Annotated in this window: 14 protein-coding genes; 7 read left to right on the forward strand and 7 right to left on the reverse strand. The window is 75.0% G+C overall.

Translation table 11 applies throughout. From position 1 onward, the window contains the following. Positions 1-159: 159 nt before the first annotated feature. The 4 genes from AB0D01_RS24215 (at position 160) to AB0D01_RS24230 (ending at position 7,083) form a co-directional block, all read left to right on the forward strand. Positions 160-2,229: a phosphocholine-specific phospholipase C gene (locus tag AB0D01_RS24215; RefSeq protein ID WP_363058559.1), complete on the forward strand. Its 2,070-nt coding sequence runs from the start codon at positions 160-162 to the stop codon at positions 2,227-2,229. An 81-nt stretch (positions 2,230-2,310) separates the two neighbouring features. Beyond that, a complete protein-coding gene (locus AB0D01_RS24220) occupies positions 2,311-2,913 on the forward strand; it encodes a hypothetical protein (protein WP_363058561.1) in 603 nt (200 codons plus the stop codon). A gap of 142 nt (positions 2,914-3,055) precedes the next feature. Then, a complete protein-coding gene (locus AB0D01_RS24225; RefSeq protein WP_363058563.1) occupies positions 3,056-4,462 on the forward strand; it encodes an SWIM zinc finger family protein in 1,407 nt (468 codons plus the stop codon). Then, a complete protein-coding gene (locus tag AB0D01_RS24230) occupies positions 4,459-7,083 on the forward strand; it encodes a DUF6493 family protein (protein ID WP_363058565.1) in 2,625 nt (874 codons plus the stop codon). The genes AB0D01_RS24225 and AB0D01_RS24230 overlap by 4 nt, the downstream gene beginning before the upstream one ends. Positions 7,084-7,135: 52 nt before the next feature. On the opposite strand, the gene AB0D01_RS24235 is transcribed toward AB0D01_RS24230, so the two are convergent. Next, positions 7,136-8,176 (reverse strand): MBL fold metallo-hydrolase, encoded by a 1,041-nt coding sequence (locus AB0D01_RS24235; RefSeq protein ID WP_363058566.1) that lies wholly within the window; start codon positions 8,174-8,176, stop codon positions 7,136-7,138. 280 nt (positions 8,177-8,456) lie between these two features. Between AB0D01_RS24235 and AB0D01_RS24240 the strand changes: the two genes are divergently transcribed. Together AB0D01_RS24240 and AB0D01_RS24245 are read left to right on the forward strand one after the other, a co-directional pair. Next, entirely contained in the window at positions 8,457-8,873 is a 417-nt protein-coding gene (locus tag AB0D01_RS24240; RefSeq protein ID WP_363058568.1) for a hypothetical protein, read from the forward strand. A 10-nt stretch (positions 8,874-8,883) separates the two neighbouring features. Then, positions 8,884-9,594, forward strand: coding sequence for a VanZ family protein (locus AB0D01_RS24245; protein WP_363058570.1), 711 nt, complete (start codon positions 8,884-8,886; stop codon positions 9,592-9,594). A gap of 80 nt (positions 9,595-9,674) precedes the next feature. Here AB0D01_RS24245 and AB0D01_RS24250 read toward each other — a convergent pair whose 3' ends face one another. The 6 genes from AB0D01_RS24250 to AB0D01_RS24275 form a co-directional block, all read right to left on the reverse strand. Beyond that, positions 9,675-10,337, reverse strand: coding sequence for a DUF4230 domain-containing protein (locus AB0D01_RS24250; RefSeq protein WP_363058572.1), 663 nt, complete (start codon positions 10,335-10,337; stop codon positions 9,675-9,677). A gap of 62 nt (positions 10,338-10,399) precedes the next feature. Beyond that, a complete protein-coding gene (locus tag AB0D01_RS24255; RefSeq protein WP_363058574.1) occupies positions 10,400-10,522 on the reverse strand; it encodes a hypothetical protein in 123 nt (40 codons plus the stop codon). Between the two features lie 135 nt (positions 10,523-10,657). Beyond that, positions 10,658-11,122, reverse strand: a complete 465-nt coding sequence (locus tag AB0D01_RS24260; protein ID WP_363058575.1) for an ATP-binding protein — start codon at positions 11,120-11,122, stop codon at positions 10,658-10,660. A 183-nt stretch (positions 11,123-11,305) separates the two neighbouring features. Beyond that, positions 11,306-12,259, reverse strand: coding sequence for a sensor histidine kinase (locus tag AB0D01_RS24265; RefSeq protein ID WP_363058577.1), 954 nt, complete (start codon positions 12,257-12,259; stop codon positions 11,306-11,308). Then, positions 12,256-12,684: an STAS domain-containing protein gene (locus AB0D01_RS24270; protein WP_363058579.1), complete on the reverse strand. Its 429-nt coding sequence runs from the start codon at positions 12,682-12,684 to the stop codon at positions 12,256-12,258. Before AB0D01_RS24270 ends, AB0D01_RS24265 begins: the two co-directional genes overlap by 4 nt. A gap of 11 nt (positions 12,685-12,695) precedes the next feature. After that, positions 12,696-13,616 carry a SigB/SigF/SigG family RNA polymerase sigma factor gene (locus AB0D01_RS24275; protein ID WP_363058581.1) on the reverse strand — a complete coding sequence of 307 codons (921 nt, stop codon included), beginning with the start codon at positions 13,614-13,616 and terminating at the stop codon, positions 12,696-12,698. 223 nt (positions 13,617-13,839) lie between these two features. Here AB0D01_RS24275 and AB0D01_RS24280 point away from each other — a divergent pair, with 223 nt between their 5' ends. Next, a complete protein-coding gene (locus AB0D01_RS24280; protein ID WP_363058583.1) occupies positions 13,840-14,187 on the forward strand; it encodes an STAS domain-containing protein in 348 nt (115 codons plus the stop codon). Positions 14,188-14,227 lie beyond the last annotated feature (40 nt).

Here is a 14,227-nt window from a genome sequence, read left to right on the forward strand (position 1 = left end):
CCCCCGGGCGACGGGAAATGGCCGAACTTCTGCGCGAAGAGACTGCCGTTCGTCTGGTGTATCCGCCGACGTCACGTCAGGCTCCCTCTCCGGTACACCGGGCAGGCTGTTCTGGGTGCGCTCCAGCACCCCTCGATCAAAGCAGAGGTCCCTCTCGCCATGGCAGAACTCAACCGTCGCCGTTTTCTCCAGCTCACCGGCGGCGCCGCCGCCCTGACGCTGCTCAACGAGAGCATCGCGCGGGCCGCCGCCATCCCCGCGCAGGGCACGACCGGAACCATCGCCGACGTCGAGCACGTCGTGGTGCTGATGCAGGAGAATCGTTCCTTCGACCACTACTTCGGAGCCCTGCGCGGCGTCCGCGGATTCGGCGACCCCCGCCCCGTGACCCTGCCCTCCGGCAAGCCCGTCTGGAACCAGGCCGACAACGCGGGCAAGGAGACGCTGCCGTTCCGGCCCCCGTCGGACGACCTCGGCATGGAGTACCTCCAGGGCCTCAACCACGACTGGGCAGGCGGTCAGAGCGCCTTCAACCGGGGCCGGTACGACAACTGGGTGCCCGCCAAGACGCCGGCCACCATGGCCCACCTGACGCGCGAGGACATCCCCTTCCACTACGCCCTTGCCGACACGTTCACCGTCTGCGACGCCTACCACTGCTCCTTCATCGGCTCCACCGACCCCAACCGCTACTACCTCTGGTCGGGCCACACCGGCAACGACGGCAAGGGCGGCGGCCCGGTCCTCAACAACGCCGAGGCCGGCTACGGCTGGACCACCTACCCGGAGCGGCTGGAGGCGGCGGGCATCTCCTGGAAGGTCTACCAGGACATCGGCGACGGCCTCGACGCCGCCGGCTCCTGGGGCTGGATCAACGACGCCTTCCGGGGCAACTACGGCGACAACTCGCTGCTCTACTTCAACAACTACCGCAACGCGCAGCCCGGCAACCCCCTGTACGAGAAGGCCCGCACCGGCACGAACGCCAAGGCCGGCGAGGGCTACTTCGACCGCCTGCGCGCGGACGTCGAGGCCGGCGCCCTCCCGCAGGTCTCCTGGATCGCCGCCCCCGAGGCCTTCAGCGAACACTCCAACTGGCCCTCCAACTTCGGCGCCTGGTACATCGCGCGGGTGCTGGACGCGCTGACCTCCAACCCCGACGTCTGGGCCCGTACCGCCCTGTTCATCACCTACGACGAGAACGACGGCTTCTTCGACCACCTCGTGCCGCCGTACGCGCCCGCCAACGCCTCCCAGGGCCTGTCCACCGCGCCGACCGAACTCGACGTCTTCCCCGGCGCGCCCGGCTACGTCGCCGGACCCTACGGTCTGGGCCCGCGCGTGCCGATGCTGGTCGTCTCCCCGTGGAGCACCGGCGGATACTCCTGCTCCGAGACCTTCGACCACACCTCGGTGATCCGCTTCATGGAGAAGCGCTTCGGGGTGCACGAGCCCAACATCTCGCCCTGGCGCCGCGCCGTCTGCGGCGACCTGACCTCCGCCTTCGACTTCGCCCGCAAGGACACGGCCTCGGTGCGGCTGCCCGACACCGGCATGTGGGAGCCGCAGGACCGCGAGCGCCACCCCGACTTCCGGGCCACCCCGCCGGCCGTGGGCACGATGCCGCGCCAGGAGAAGGGCAACCGCCGCACCCGGCCGCTGAAGTACGCCCCGTACGTCGACGGCGCGGCCCTCACCGCCGAGGGGAAGTTCCGCCTCACCTTCAGCGGCGGCGCGGACCTGGGCGCGCAGTTCCTCGTCACCTCCGCCAACCGCACCGACGCCCCCTGGACCTACACCACGGAGGCGGGGAAGTCGATCGCGGACACCTGGAACACCCGCTACTCGGCCGGGGTCACCGACCTGACCGTCCACGGCCCCAACGGCTTCCTGCGCTCCTTCCGCAACCCCGGCACCACCCCCGGTCCCGAGATCACCGCACGCCACAACGCCACCACGGGAAACCTGGAGCTCACCCTCACCAACGCGGCCACCTCGACCGCGACGCTGACCATCACCAACGCCTACGGCGGCGGCCCCAAGCGCCTCACGGTCGCCAAGGGCGCCACCGTCACCCACGCCGTCCCGCTGCGCAACACGCGCGGCTGGTACGACGTGACCGCCACCGCCTCCGGATCACCCGACTTCCGACGCCGCTTCGCGGGCAAGGTCGAGACCGGCGCGGCCGGCCTCTCGGACCCGGGGATCCTGACGGACGGCGGCTCCTGACACCTCCCCCCGACGGGACGGCCCCCGTCGCGCCCCGGTCCGCCCCGACGGTGCTCCGATCACCTCGCCTATGCTGCGGCCATGGGCCTCGACCTCACACTGTGCATGGCGGACTGGGCGCGGTGGGGCGAGGTCCCCGTCGAGCGCCGGATCGACGCCCTGACCGACGCCTTGTGGCAGGCGGAGTGCGAGGACGACGACCACCGGAACGGGCCCCCGCGACGGTCGGAGCCGGCGTGGTGCGCGGAGTACGTCTTCCGCACCACCACCGGCTCCTACCGTCCGCACTCCCGCGCGGGTGACGCCTGGGACGACCTGAGGCCGCTCGTCGAGGCGCCGCTGCGCGCGGCGATGGACACCTTCCTCGACGGCCTGATCTGGGACTCCGATCCGGCCGACGACCCGGCCTTGACGGGCGGCGGGGGCTTCCTCCCGCCCGGTGACGACCCCTGGCGGCCACGCGTCCTGCTGGTGTGCCCGCCGACAGCGCTCCCCGACAAGGCCCGGGCCTGGCAACGGGCCGAACCCCGCCTCGCGGAACTGCGCGGACCCTTCGCCGCCGAGTGCGAGGGCTGGGCGGGCCGCCCGGCGACCTTCGAGGAGTTCACCGCGCTCCTGAGGGAATGGGGCGAGGCCACCACCGAGGCCGCCCGTCGCGGCTGGGGACTGGTGGGCCTGCCCTGACCGGCCTGCCCTGACCGACCGGTGCGGACCCGGCCGGGTACGAGCGCGCCGGCGCGCGATCCGGCCCGGGGGACACCGTCCGACGGGCCCCGCGCCGCCGCCCCCGACGGCGATGTCAGTGGGTGCCCCTAGCGTCTGCGACATGACGCGGATCGCACACACCTTCGCCTACGCACGCCCCTCTTCGCTCACCACCGCCGGAGCGGGCCAGGCCCTGAACCTGGAGACGGCCGGCGGCCTGACCCCGACCGGAGCGGACGCCCACCCCCGCTTCTTCGCGGGGTTCCTGAGCGCCCCTCAGGCGGCGGCGCGGGCGCTGCTCGCCGTCGCGGACGTGGCCGCCGCGCGCTACTACCGCCGCACCCTGCGGGCCTCGCTCGACCCGGTGGTCACGGGCAACGGCGACCGCCTCCGCTTCGAGTCCTTCTCCGGCTGCTGCGGGGTGTACGCCCGCCTCGACGTGCTGCCCGAGGGCCTGCGCGGCGCCGACACCGGCCACGGCACCACCAACGTCGACGTCAACAACCCGCTGCGCGAGGCGCTGTCCCGCCTGACCGGCGACGACCCGCTGCACCTGCGCGTCGGCCCCGACGAGATGACGGTGACCACCCTCGACGGGCCGGTCGTCGAGAAGAAGGTCCCCCTGCCGGACCGTTGGCTGCGCGGCTTCGCCGAGTCCCAGGCCATCACCACCGGCTTCGACCTGCGAGCCGAACTGGGCTCCGCCGAGACGAGCCGGTTCCTGCGCTCCCTGCCCCGCACCACCACCGGCGGCACGGCCACGAGCGCCGTCCGCTGGGTGGTCCCCGCCGGCCGGACGCTGCGCCCCACCACCCGGCCGGTGCCCGGCGCGATCTGCCTGCCCGGCCCCGAGCGCCTCGCCGCCCTCCAGCGCGTCCTGCGGCACGCCACCGGCCTGCGCGTGTACGGCCCCCCGCAGGACGGCGCCCACCCCACCGCCTCCGCCTGGGAGGTGGGCCTTCCCGGCATGCGCCTCACCCTCACCCTCTCCCCGGAGACCGACCGCGGGTTCTCCGGCGAAGGCGGTGTCCTGGAGGCCCTCGCCACCGACGCGGCGGCCGAGGACGCCGAACTCGTCTCCGTCCTGCTCGCCTGGGAACCGCGCATCGACCCCGCCGACCTCGCCGACCAGTCGGGCCTGACCGTGGAGCGCGTACGAGCCGCCCTCGTCCGCCTCGGCACGGCGGGCCGGGTCGGCTGGGACGTGGCCGAAGCCTCCTACTTCCATCGCGAACTCCCCTACGACGCCCGGCGCGCCGAGCGTCACAACCCGCGTCTGGTCGCCGCCCGCGCCCTGCTGGAGGCGGGCGCGGTCACCCTGGAGTGGCCCGACACCGCCGTGGTGGCCTCCGGCGAACGTCACTACCGGGTCCGCGAGTCCGGCGGCGCGCTCAGCTGCACCTGCCAGTGGTGGGCCGACCACCGGGGCCGGCGCGGCCCCTGCAAGCACGCGCTCGCCACCCGGATGGCCCTGCGGGCCGCCACCGCCCCCACCACCACCCCCGCCCCTTCCGGAGCCGCACGATGAACACCGACGACGTCCTCGAAGCCGTACGGGCGGGCCGCGCCGCCGAACTGCCGGGCCTCCTGAAGCCCCTGGACGCCGCGGAACGCCGGGACCTCCTCACCGCCCTCAAGGCGCTGCGCGCCGAACTGCGCGCCTCGCGCTGGGAGCGTTGGCAGGACCGGGACCTGATGAGCCCGGCCCTCGTCATCGCCGGAGCCGCCTGCACCACCGGGGCCGCGGCCGCCGCCGGCTGGATCGGCGCCACCGACCTGCGCCGTTGGCGCCCCCTTCCCCCGACGGCCGTCCTTCTCGACGTCATCGCCGGCCGGGACCCGAAGTGGCTCGGCGACCTCGCCCACCGGCTTGCCGCCCGCGCCGCCACCGCCGAGGAGGACTACCCGCTCATCCGCGAACTCGTCGGCCGCTCCGGCTGCGCCATGCCCACCACCGACGGCGTCGTGGAGGGCTGGGCGGCGGCCGTGGGCGCCTCCCGCACCCCGCTCGCCGTCGCCCTGCGCGAGGACCCCCACGTCAGCGCGCTCGTCCCGCGGCTCTTCGAGACCGCCGAACCCGTCCGCGCCTTCGCCCGCCGCTGGGACGCGGACGACCCCGAGAAGTGGCCGGGCGCCCTGGCCACCCTGGCCGACGAGGGACACGTGGAGCGCGCCGTCCTCCTCGACGGCTGCGCCGCCCGACTGCTGCGCGGCGGAAAGCCCGCCCAACTGAAGCCGTACCAGGCCGTCCTGGAGGCCCTGCGCCCGACCCCGCAGGAGGAGGGGGAGCGGATCGCCGACTGGATGGCCCTCGCCGCGGACGGGCCGTCCGCCGTCGCCGGCGCCGCCCAGCAGACCCTCGCCCGGCTCGCCGCCGCGGGCCGACTCACCTCCCGCATGCTCGCCGAGACGTCGGCCGCCGTCCTCTTCCGCCCCGAGAAGAAGCTCGTACGCGCCCAACTCGTCCTGATCGGGCGCGAACTCACCCGCGACCCGGTCACCGCCCCCGAACTGCTGCCGGAGGTCGCCGAGGTCTTCGGGCACGAGGACACCGACCTCCAGGAGCGGGCGCTGAAGCTGGTCGCCGCCCACCTCCCCGACGATCCCGCCCTGCGCGCGGAACTCGCCGACCGGGCCGGCCTGCTCAGCCCCGTCCACCGGGCCCGCGCCGTCGAGGTCTTCGGGCAGGACGCCGAACCCGCCGCGCAGGCCGACCCCTACCGGGAACTCCTGCCGCCGCCCCCGCTCCCGGCCCCGCTCGCCCCGGCCCCCGAGACGGCCGCCGAGACCGCGGAACTCGTCGCGGCCGTCGTCAACTCCCGCACCGCCGGCGTCGAGGAGTTCGAGCGCGCCCTCGACGGCCTCGTACGCCACGCCCACCACGACCGGGCGGCCCTCGCCGCCGCACTGCGCCCCGCCCTGGAGGACCGCTGGTGGCTCGACGCCGCGCGGTCCCGGCGACACACCCACGGACTGCCCGGCCTGGAACGCGTGGCGGCGGCCGTCCTGGGCTCCCCGCCCGGCGACGATCCCCGGGAGGCCCTCGGCACCTGGCGCCACGAGTGCCACCACACCGGACTGCACGGGGTCGTCCACGCGCGCGTCGACGAGGCGGCGCGCGCCATCGCCGACCGGCCGCTGCCCTTCCTCCTGGCCACCCCCACCGAGGACACCGGCACCCTCGACGCCCGGGTGCTCGTCGCCCGCCTCGCCGAGTACGCCCGGCTCGGCGCACGACCCGCCCCCGCGGACCTCGCCCAGGCCCTGCTGCGGGTCCGGCGCGACGCCGCCGTCATCCCCGAGGCCGCCGCCCTCGGCACGCCCGAGGGCGAGCGGCTCGCCGCCTGGCTCGGCGAGGACGGCGGGCCGGTGGCCGTCACCCGCCGCACGGCTCCGGCCGTCCGCCACCGCTGGGGCGGCGGGACCCCGGCGCGCCTCGTACTGGACACCGGGGCACGCACGACCGTCCGGCGCGACTTCCCGCACCCCTTCCACGACCTGGCACGGGCCCGCGAGGCGGCCGACCGCTGCTGGGACGGCCGCGACGACGCCTGTCTCCTCGCGGTCCTGCCCGAGGACCGCGAGACGCTGGCCGCCTGGTGGCTGCCGGTCGTCACGGCCTCCGCCGTCCACGAGGCCCGCGAGGGCGCCGCCGTGCTGCCCCTGCTCGCCGCGGCCGGCGGACCCGCGGGTCCGGCCCTGCACCTGGCGATCGCCACCGGGCTCGGCGCCCGCCACCCCGAGGACCGGATCGGCGCCGTGGACGCCCTGCTGATCCTCGCGGCCCGGGGCCAACTCGACGCCGCCCGCCTCGGAGACGACCTCGCCGAGCTGATCGCCCTGGGTACCGTGAAGCCCAACCGGCTCGCCGACTCCCTGCGCACCGCCGCCGCCGGCGGCGCCTACGCGACCACCTGGGCCGTCCTGGCCGCCACCCTGCCCGTGCTGCTGAGCGGGACCACCGACGCACGCGGCTCCGGTGACATCGTGGCCACGGCCGCCGAGTGCGTGGAACAGTGCGGGGCCGCCTCCCCGGAGCCGGCCGGGCTCGGCGAGGCCGCCGGCCGCGGCGGCAGGTCCCGCCTGGTCACCCAGGCCGCGCGACTGCGCGACGCCCTCCACCGCAACGCGGCGGCCGCGGCGGCCTGAGACCCGGACGTCGGGCCGGGGAGGCACCCCGGCCCGGCGTCGCGCGCACCGGCTACGCGCGGTCGTGCGGGGAGGGCCGCGACCAGGGTGCCCGCAGGTCCTCGGACTCCGGACGCAGCCCGAGTTCGCGGAGTTGGTTGACCGCCGACATCGCGGTGAACAGCGTGTTCGGGTTGGCGCCGGCCGCGTCCGACGCGGCGAGCGCCCGCGCGTAACCGGCGGTGAACTCCTCCGGCCGCGCCCGCCCCTCCCGCCCCGTCAGGGCGAGCGCCGCCTCCTGCAGGGCACACGCCCGCTCCAGCAGCCCGTCCAGGTACGCGACGGCCTCGGCGCCCCCGCGCACGGCGAAGGTGTGCCCGTCGGTGAGGAACGAGGCCTCGCCCTCCTCGAAGATCCGGGCGACGGCTCCGAGCACGGTCTGGATCTTGAGCTGATCGGCGTCGACCATCGCACCACAGGCTCCGTTGCCCTCGTCGGACAGGTGGAGCACGCCGCAGTCCCTCAGGTGCACGATCACGTGCCCCGCGCAGTGCCCCTGGCTGCGCAGCACCCGGACCGCGCCGTCGACGAAGCTCCAACCGCCGAACCGCGTCGAGCCGATCCGGATCCGCTCCGGGACCAGCTCCTCGTAGGTCCGCGTACCGGCGGCGAAGGGCCGCATCGGGCTGAACAGCGCCATCAGCCCCTCGGCGGCCCCCGCCGGGTCGGGCACCGGCACGACCCCGGCGACACGCGCGAGGGACCGCGCCCAGTAGGCGACCGGGTCCCGCATCTGGTCCAGGTCGGGGGCGGGCACGTAGTGCTCGGCCGGTACGCCCAGTTCGTCCACCAGGTCGTTGTTGCCCACGTGGTCGGGATGGCCGTGCGTGGTCAACAGCAGCGCCCGGGACCAGGGGCCGACGCGCCGCGTCGCCTCCCGAAGCGCCGCGCGGAAGGCCGTCGTCACCCCGGTGTCCACGAGGACCAGGGTGTCGCCGGCCCGGTGCACGAGGGCGTTGGCCACGTCCGGCCGGCCGTGGTCGAGGTCCAGTTCCCGCCCCAGGACCAGCACGGTCCTGTCGTCGATCTCGATCAGGTCGCCGAGCGCGGCCACGCGTCCTCCCGCGGTCCCGCCGGGACCGGCTCCGCCGCGCGACCGCCGCGGGCGGGGCGACGTCGACGGGTCCCGAAGCCGTGACGGTCGACGGCGGGCGTCGAGCACCGGTCCGTCGGAGCGGGCCCGTGCCGCCCGCCTCGACGATGTCTACCACGGGCCACCCGCCCCAGGGCGTACGCCGCCCCGGCGTCCGGCCGCGCCGCTCTCCTCCCGTGTCCGGGCGGCGGCGGGCGGGCGCGCCCTGGCACCGGCGCGCCGTCGGCGCGAGGCTGGTGTCATGCGCCGCACGTCGTGGAACCCCGCCTTCGTCCTGTTGCCGCCCCTCCTCTCGGCCGCGGCCTGGGCCGCCTGGCTGGGCTGGGACCGGCACCGCGACGTCCACCCCGACGGCTCGCAGACGGGCCCGTACGAGGCCTGGCAGGTGATCGGACTGGTGCTGACCCTGATGATCCCCGTCTACTGGGCCGCCTCCCGGGGTCACGTCGCGAGCGCGGTCCTCGGCACCACGGCCGGTGTGACCGCCGCCGCCTGGTACGACTGGTCGGACGACGCGAGCGGCCTCTTCGTGGTCGGCGTCGGCCTGGTCGCGGCGACCTGCCTCGTGGCCACCTTCGTCGCGTCCGTCCTGATCACCCACCTGACGCGCGGCGGTCGCGGCCGAGGAGGTACGCGTTCGGGGCGGCCCACGGGGTAGACGCGCCCGCATGACACGGAAGTACGCCTGGTGGCGTGACAGGGAATCAGCAGGCGCGGCCGAACCGGCCCCGGAGCGGAAGGTCGCCGCCGGACCGGCCGCCGCGGGACCGGGCGTCGCGGGACCGGGCGTCGCGGGACCGGGCGTCGCGGGACCGGGCGCCGAACCGCTCACCGCGGGGCCGCGGGCCCCCGTACACCCGGCCGTCCGCGCGCTGGCCATGACGGCCGCCTTCGCCGGGACCGTCCTGTTCAGCGTGGTACTGGCCCGGCTCACCCTGGAACCGTCCGCGGCCTCCGTACCCCTCGTCCACAGCAACGTGCGCCCGGGACACTCGATCAGCTCCTACCTCCACGGGACCTCGACCACCGAGGCCCTCCGCCAGTTGGGCGGGAACCTGCTGCTCGGACTGCCCTTCGGCGTGCTCCTGCCCGTCCTGCTGCCCGTGGCCCGCGGGCTGCTGCGGGTCGGCGTCGTGATGGCCTGTCTGATGACCCTCGTCGAACTGATCCAGGGGGCCCTGGTCACCGGCCGCGTCTTCGACATCGACGACGTCATCCTCAACACGGCCGGAGCGCTCCTCGGCTACCTGCTGATCGGCCGACGGCTCGGCCGCGCCGTCCACCCGCGCCGCCGGCACTGGTGGCACCGCTGGGTCGCGCCCGAGACCGTGGGCCCCCGCGTCCCGGCGCCGTCGCGTGTCCGCCGGCAGGACGGGTGACGGACCGCGGTAGACGGGTCGGACGGGCCGGGTCGGGGCGGCGCGGGTCGGGCGGGGCGGCGCGGGTCGGGCGGGGCGCCTCACCCGTAGCGGACCTCGACCGTGCGGAAGCCGAGGGAGCGCAGCAGGCCCTCCAACATCGCCGTCGTGTTCTTCTCGGCGCGCTCCGCGAGTCCGCTCTCGCGGGCCGCCTCGGTGATGTGCCGGGCGGCCAGCTTCTGGACGGCCTGCTCACCGGCCGGGTTGTCGGAGAACAGGTCGCCGAGGCGGTCCAGCAGGCCGCGCTGCTTCGAGACCGCGTACGAGCGGTCCGGGTCCAGCGCGGCCTCTCCGAGCACCGGGCGCGGCAGCCGGATCGTGGCCGCGGTGCGGTCGCCGTTCACGGTGACGCTCCGCTCGTCCAGCGCGCCCATGTCCACGTAGCCGCCGACCGTGCCCGCCCCCACGTACAGGGTGCGGGTCCCGCGGATGGCGTCCGGCAGGAACGCCGCGTCCTTCTCCAGGTCGACGACCACCTGGAAGTTGCCGACGGCCGCCTCGTAACGGTGCATGTCCCGCAGCGACTCCAACAACGCCGGCCCGGACCTGTCCCGCGTCCGTTCGCCGAAGAGGTCGTCGAACCCCGGAACCAGGTCGAAGCGAGCCAGGAGCGCCACCAGCGCCACGACCGCCGTCACGGCGACGGCGATCCTCACCCACCACGGGCGGCCGGGGCCACCCCGTCGAACCGAAGAGGTCTCCATGTACCGCGCATACCCCGGGCGTTGATCGACAGGCCTCGACCGCGGCCCCTTCGGGAGACGACTCAGCGGTGCCGGGCCAGGGAGTGCACGAGGAGCAGCAGCGCGAAGCCGATGACGACCAGGTGGATCCAGACGGGGCCGGGCGCGGGGGCCAGGGCCAGGGACGCGAGGGGATGCGGTGTCATGTCCCGCGCCTGCCCCCGTCCGACGCGATGACGCGTCCGCGACCACCCGGTACCGCGCGGAAGCCGAAGCGGAGCGCCCGCGGGGAGGCGGGGAGGCGGTCCGGGCACCGCGCGGTCGCGGCGCCCGGCGGCGCGTCACCTGCCCGTGGACCTGCCGGAGGTCAGGCGGGACGCCTCGATCTCCGCCCAGACGGCCTTGCCGGTCTCGTGGGTACGGGTGCCCCAACGGTCGGAGAGGCGCTCCACGATGTAGAGGCCGTGCCCGCCCGGCAGGCCCCGCTGCGGGGACGGGTGGCGGCGGGGCGGCGTCGTCGAGCCGTCGAAGACCTCGATCCGCAGGTGCTCGCCCGCCGTGAGGGCGAGTTCGACGCAACCGCCCGCGTGCAGGGACGCGTTCGTCAGCAGTTCGGACACGAGGAGCAGGACGTCGTCGGCGGTCTCGTTCCCGGCCCAGCCCCAGTCCAGCAGGGCCTGGTGGGTGAAGTCGCGGCCCTTGGCCACGTGGCCCCGGACGCCGGACAGGGCGAGCCTGCGCCGCTGCTCCGCGACGGAGGCCCCGGCGCGCGGCGGCCCGCCGGTCTCCGGCCCCGTGGTTTCCACTGTGCTCTCCACCCCACCGTCGACACTGGTTTTCCTGCTGCCGGGAACGTTCGCGGTCCCGTACGCGTGGCGGACCACCTCGTGGCCCCTCCGTCCCGGCCGTCCTGACCGTCGCGGATCGCGCCCCGGCCCCCCGACCGGTGGCGGCGAACGCACCCGCGACATTCTAGGCGACGGCCGCTCTCACGAGGTCGCCATGTGCAATCTGAGCGTGAGCCCGGTGGCGCCGGCGCGGATCTCCACGAGGTCGCACAGCTGATGGATCATCCACAGGCCGCGGCCCCCGTCGGTCGACGTCAGGGAGGGGCGGCGGCGCCCCGCCAGTGGGTCGACCAGCCGGCCGCCGTCGCGGATCTCGGCCACGATCCCGGTGGCGCCGACGCGCCACAACCGCAGCGAGCCCGATCCGCCCCCGTGGGCGCACGAGTTCGCGGCGGCCTCGCTGACCGCGAGGACCAGGTCGCCGCGCCGGGCCGGGCTCAGGGCCGTGCCGCGGGCCCAGGCGTCGACGTACTCGCGCACCGCGCCCAGCTGCCCGCGGGCGTACTCCAGCCGGGGCCCCGCGCCGCCTTCGGGCTCGGGCAGGGGCGGATCGCATTCGGCGCGGACCGCAGCGGGGTCCACGTGGACCGGGCCGGCCGGGTCCGCCTCCTCCCCGATCACCGTGGGGTGGGTGCGTCGGGCGTCGGCCACCACCGAGGCCGGCAGACCGAGGGCGTCGTACGGGCACAGGACGGTCGCGGGGCGCCCCGCGAAGGCCGTGTCGATCAGCGCCTCGTGCCGGGTGGCCTCCAGCACCTCGGCCCGCGTGCGACCGGGCCAGATGGGCTCGCCCACGATCCGGGCGGGCCGGCCGACGTGCCGGTCGGCGAAGTCCTGGAGCGCGGCCAGGATCCGGCCGGGATTGCGTCCGAGGACCGTCATGTCCGTCCAGGTGACCTCGTGCGCGCCGACGTCGAGGCAGTCGCGCAGCGCCTTCAGCCGGGGCCCGGGAACGGCCACCAGCACCGGCTCGTCGGCGGTGAGGGCGTCGGTCACGAACCCGCCCACCGCCTCCAGGTACTCCGCCTGGCCCTCGTAGAACAGGGCGGGGTGGACGAAGGCCCCGGGGTCGGTGGACGCGGGAAGGTTGATCATGCTGCGACCTCCAGCGCGGCACATTCGTCCGGGAACATCTCCACGACCCTGCGGAGCGAGTACGGCGGGTGGTGCAGCAGCAGCCGCCGCCCCTGTCCGGTGACCGCGGCGGTGGCCCCCACCAGGGCGGCGACCGCTGCCGCGTCGAGGAACGGGACGGCGGCGAGGTCGAGGTGGACGACCTTGCCGGGGATGCGGACCACGACACCGAGGGCCGCGCTCAGGATCGGCCGGGTGTCGAGGTCACAGCTGCCGATCAGGAGCGCGCCGGGACGGTCGGGCAACGGCCGGGCCGTCAGGCTCAGATCCTGCCCCGGTCCGGTGTTCGCACAGCCCGTCACCGCGTCCGCCCACGCCACGTCGTCGTAGAGCGCCCGCGCGCCGACGGGCGGGACGGAACCGTCGTGCCGATGGGGTGAGGGCATGTGACTCACGCCTACCCGGAGAGCATTCCGGCGCGCAGCCGGGTCAGGGTCCGCGACAGCAGTCGCGAGACCTGCATCTGCGAGATGCCGAGCTCGGCGCCGATCTCCGCCTGGGTCTTCTCCTGGCCGAAGCGCAGCCGCAGGATCAGTCGGTCGCGCTCGTCCAGCTCCTCCAGCAGGGGGGCGAGGGTGTGGAAGTCCTCGAAGAGCTCCATCGCGGGGTCGACCTCGCCGAGCCGCTCCGCCAGCGGGCGCGTCGCCCGGGCCGTCGTCGAGGGCTCGTCGTTGTCGGCGCTGTCGAGGGAGCCGCTGGTGTAGCCGTTCGCGGCGACGAGCCCGTCGATGACCTCCTCCTCGGTCAGTTCGAGGTGCTCCGCCACCTCCCTGACCGTCGGGGCGCGGCCCAGGACGTCCGTCAGCGCCTCCTGCGCCTTCGCGAGCTCCATGCGCAGTTCCTGGAGCCTGCGCGGTACGTGCACGGCCCAGGTGGTGTCGCGGAAGTAGCGCTTTATCTCACCGGTGATGTACGGCAGGGCGAGCGTGGAGAACTCGACCTCGCGCTCGGGGTCGTAGCGGTCGATGGCCTTGATCAGCCCGATGATCCCCACCTGGATGATGTCGTCCATGTCCAGGCCCCCGCCCTGCACGCGGGCCCGGAACCGGCGCGCGGCGAACTGGACCAGTGAGAGGTTCATCTCGATGAGGGTGTTGCGGGCGTACTGGTACTCGCGGGTGCCCTCCTCCAGGGTGCGCAGGCTCACGAAGAAGAGCCGGGAGAGCTCGCGCGCGTCGGAGGGCGCCATCTCCCGGGCGTTCTTCACCTCGGGCAGTTCCACGTCCCGCGCCGGGGCTCCTGCGGGGCCGGACCCGACGGGGGCACACTGCGCGACTGCTGCGTGAACGGGGCTTACGGCGGTGGCCGAGCGCGACATGGTGGCCGCTCCCTCCCGATTGACTGACGACTGTTCGGGCGCTCTTGCCCCCGAAACCGCGTCTCACACGGTCCGCCCCGAACTTTTCCGTCGGGCGTGCTTTCGGCCGACGGTCTGTCAGCCGGCCTCGTCCGCGCGTCCGGAGGCCGGGGGCCGCGAACGGCCGGTGAACAGGCATACTCCCTTGCGGAGACCGTACTGGTGACGATCCGGGGAGGCGGACATGACCGGGGCAAGGGACACGAACGACGAGGGCGTGGTCGGCGGCGTCCACCCCGCCGGCGCCGGATGGGTGGTGTCGGCGCGCGGGGAGCTCGACCAGGACACGCTGGGTCCTCTGGAGGAGGCGCTCGCCTCCGCCGCCGCCCGTCACCCGGTGGTGGTCCTCGACGCGAGCGCCATCACCTTCGGGGACTCCTCGTTCCTGAACCTGCTGCTGCGCCTGCACCACTCGACCACGCTGCGCATCGCCTCCCCGGGCGAGCAGTTGCGCCGGCTGTTCGCGTTGACGGGCGCCGATTCGGTGCTCTCCCTGCACCCCAGCGTCGAGGCGGCCGTCGCCGCGTCCTGACGGGCGCCGGCCGGCCCCCGGGCCCGCCCCGCCCCTGTTT

This window comes from Streptomyces sp. NPDC048606, assembly GCF_040650855.1.
Lineage (GTDB): Bacteria > Actinomycetota > Actinomycetes > Streptomycetales > Streptomycetaceae > Streptomyces.

Bases quoted from the DNA above. Each gene is read 5' to 3' on its own strand.
- AB0D01_RS24215 (WP_363058559.1), top strand. From the start codon at position 160: ATGGCAGAACTCAACCGTCGCCGTTTTCTCCAGCTCACCGGCGGCGCC.
- AB0D01_RS24220 (WP_363058561.1), top strand. From the start codon at position 2,311: ATGGGCCTCGACCTCACACTGTGCATGGCGGACTGGGCGCGGTGGGGC.
- AB0D01_RS24225 (WP_363058563.1), top strand. From the start codon at position 3,056: ATGACGCGGATCGCACACACCTTCGCCTACGCACGCCCCTCTTCGCTC.
- AB0D01_RS24230 (WP_363058565.1), top strand. From the start codon at position 4,459: ATGAACACCGACGACGTCCTCGAAGCCGTACGGGCGGGCCGCGCCGCC.
- AB0D01_RS24240 (WP_363058568.1), top strand. From the start codon at position 8,457: ATGCGCCGCACGTCGTGGAACCCCGCCTTCGTCCTGTTGCCGCCCCTC.
- AB0D01_RS24245 (WP_363058570.1), top strand. From the start codon at position 8,884: ATGACACGGAAGTACGCCTGGTGGCGTGACAGGGAATCAGCAGGCGCG.
- AB0D01_RS24250 (WP_363058572.1), bottom strand. From the start codon at position 10,337: ATGGAGACCTCTTCGGTTCGACGGGGTGGCCCCGGCCGCCCGTGGTGG.
- AB0D01_RS24255 (WP_363058574.1), bottom strand. From the start codon at position 10,522: ATGACACCGCATCCCCTCGCGTCCCTGGCCCTGGCCCCCGCGCCCGGC.
- AB0D01_RS24265 (WP_363058577.1), bottom strand. From the start codon at position 12,259: ATGATCAACCTTCCCGCGTCCACCGACCCCGGGGCCTTCGTCCACCCC.
- AB0D01_RS24270 (WP_363058579.1), bottom strand. From the start codon at position 12,684: ATGCCCTCACCCCATCGGCACGACGGTTCCGTCCCGCCCGTCGGCGCG.
- AB0D01_RS24275 (WP_363058581.1), bottom strand. From the start codon at position 13,616: ATGTCGCGCTCGGCCACCGCCGTAAGCCCCGTTCACGCAGCAGTCGCG.
- AB0D01_RS24280 (WP_363058583.1), top strand. From the start codon at position 13,840: ATGACCGGGGCAAGGGACACGAACGACGAGGGCGTGGTCGGCGGCGTC.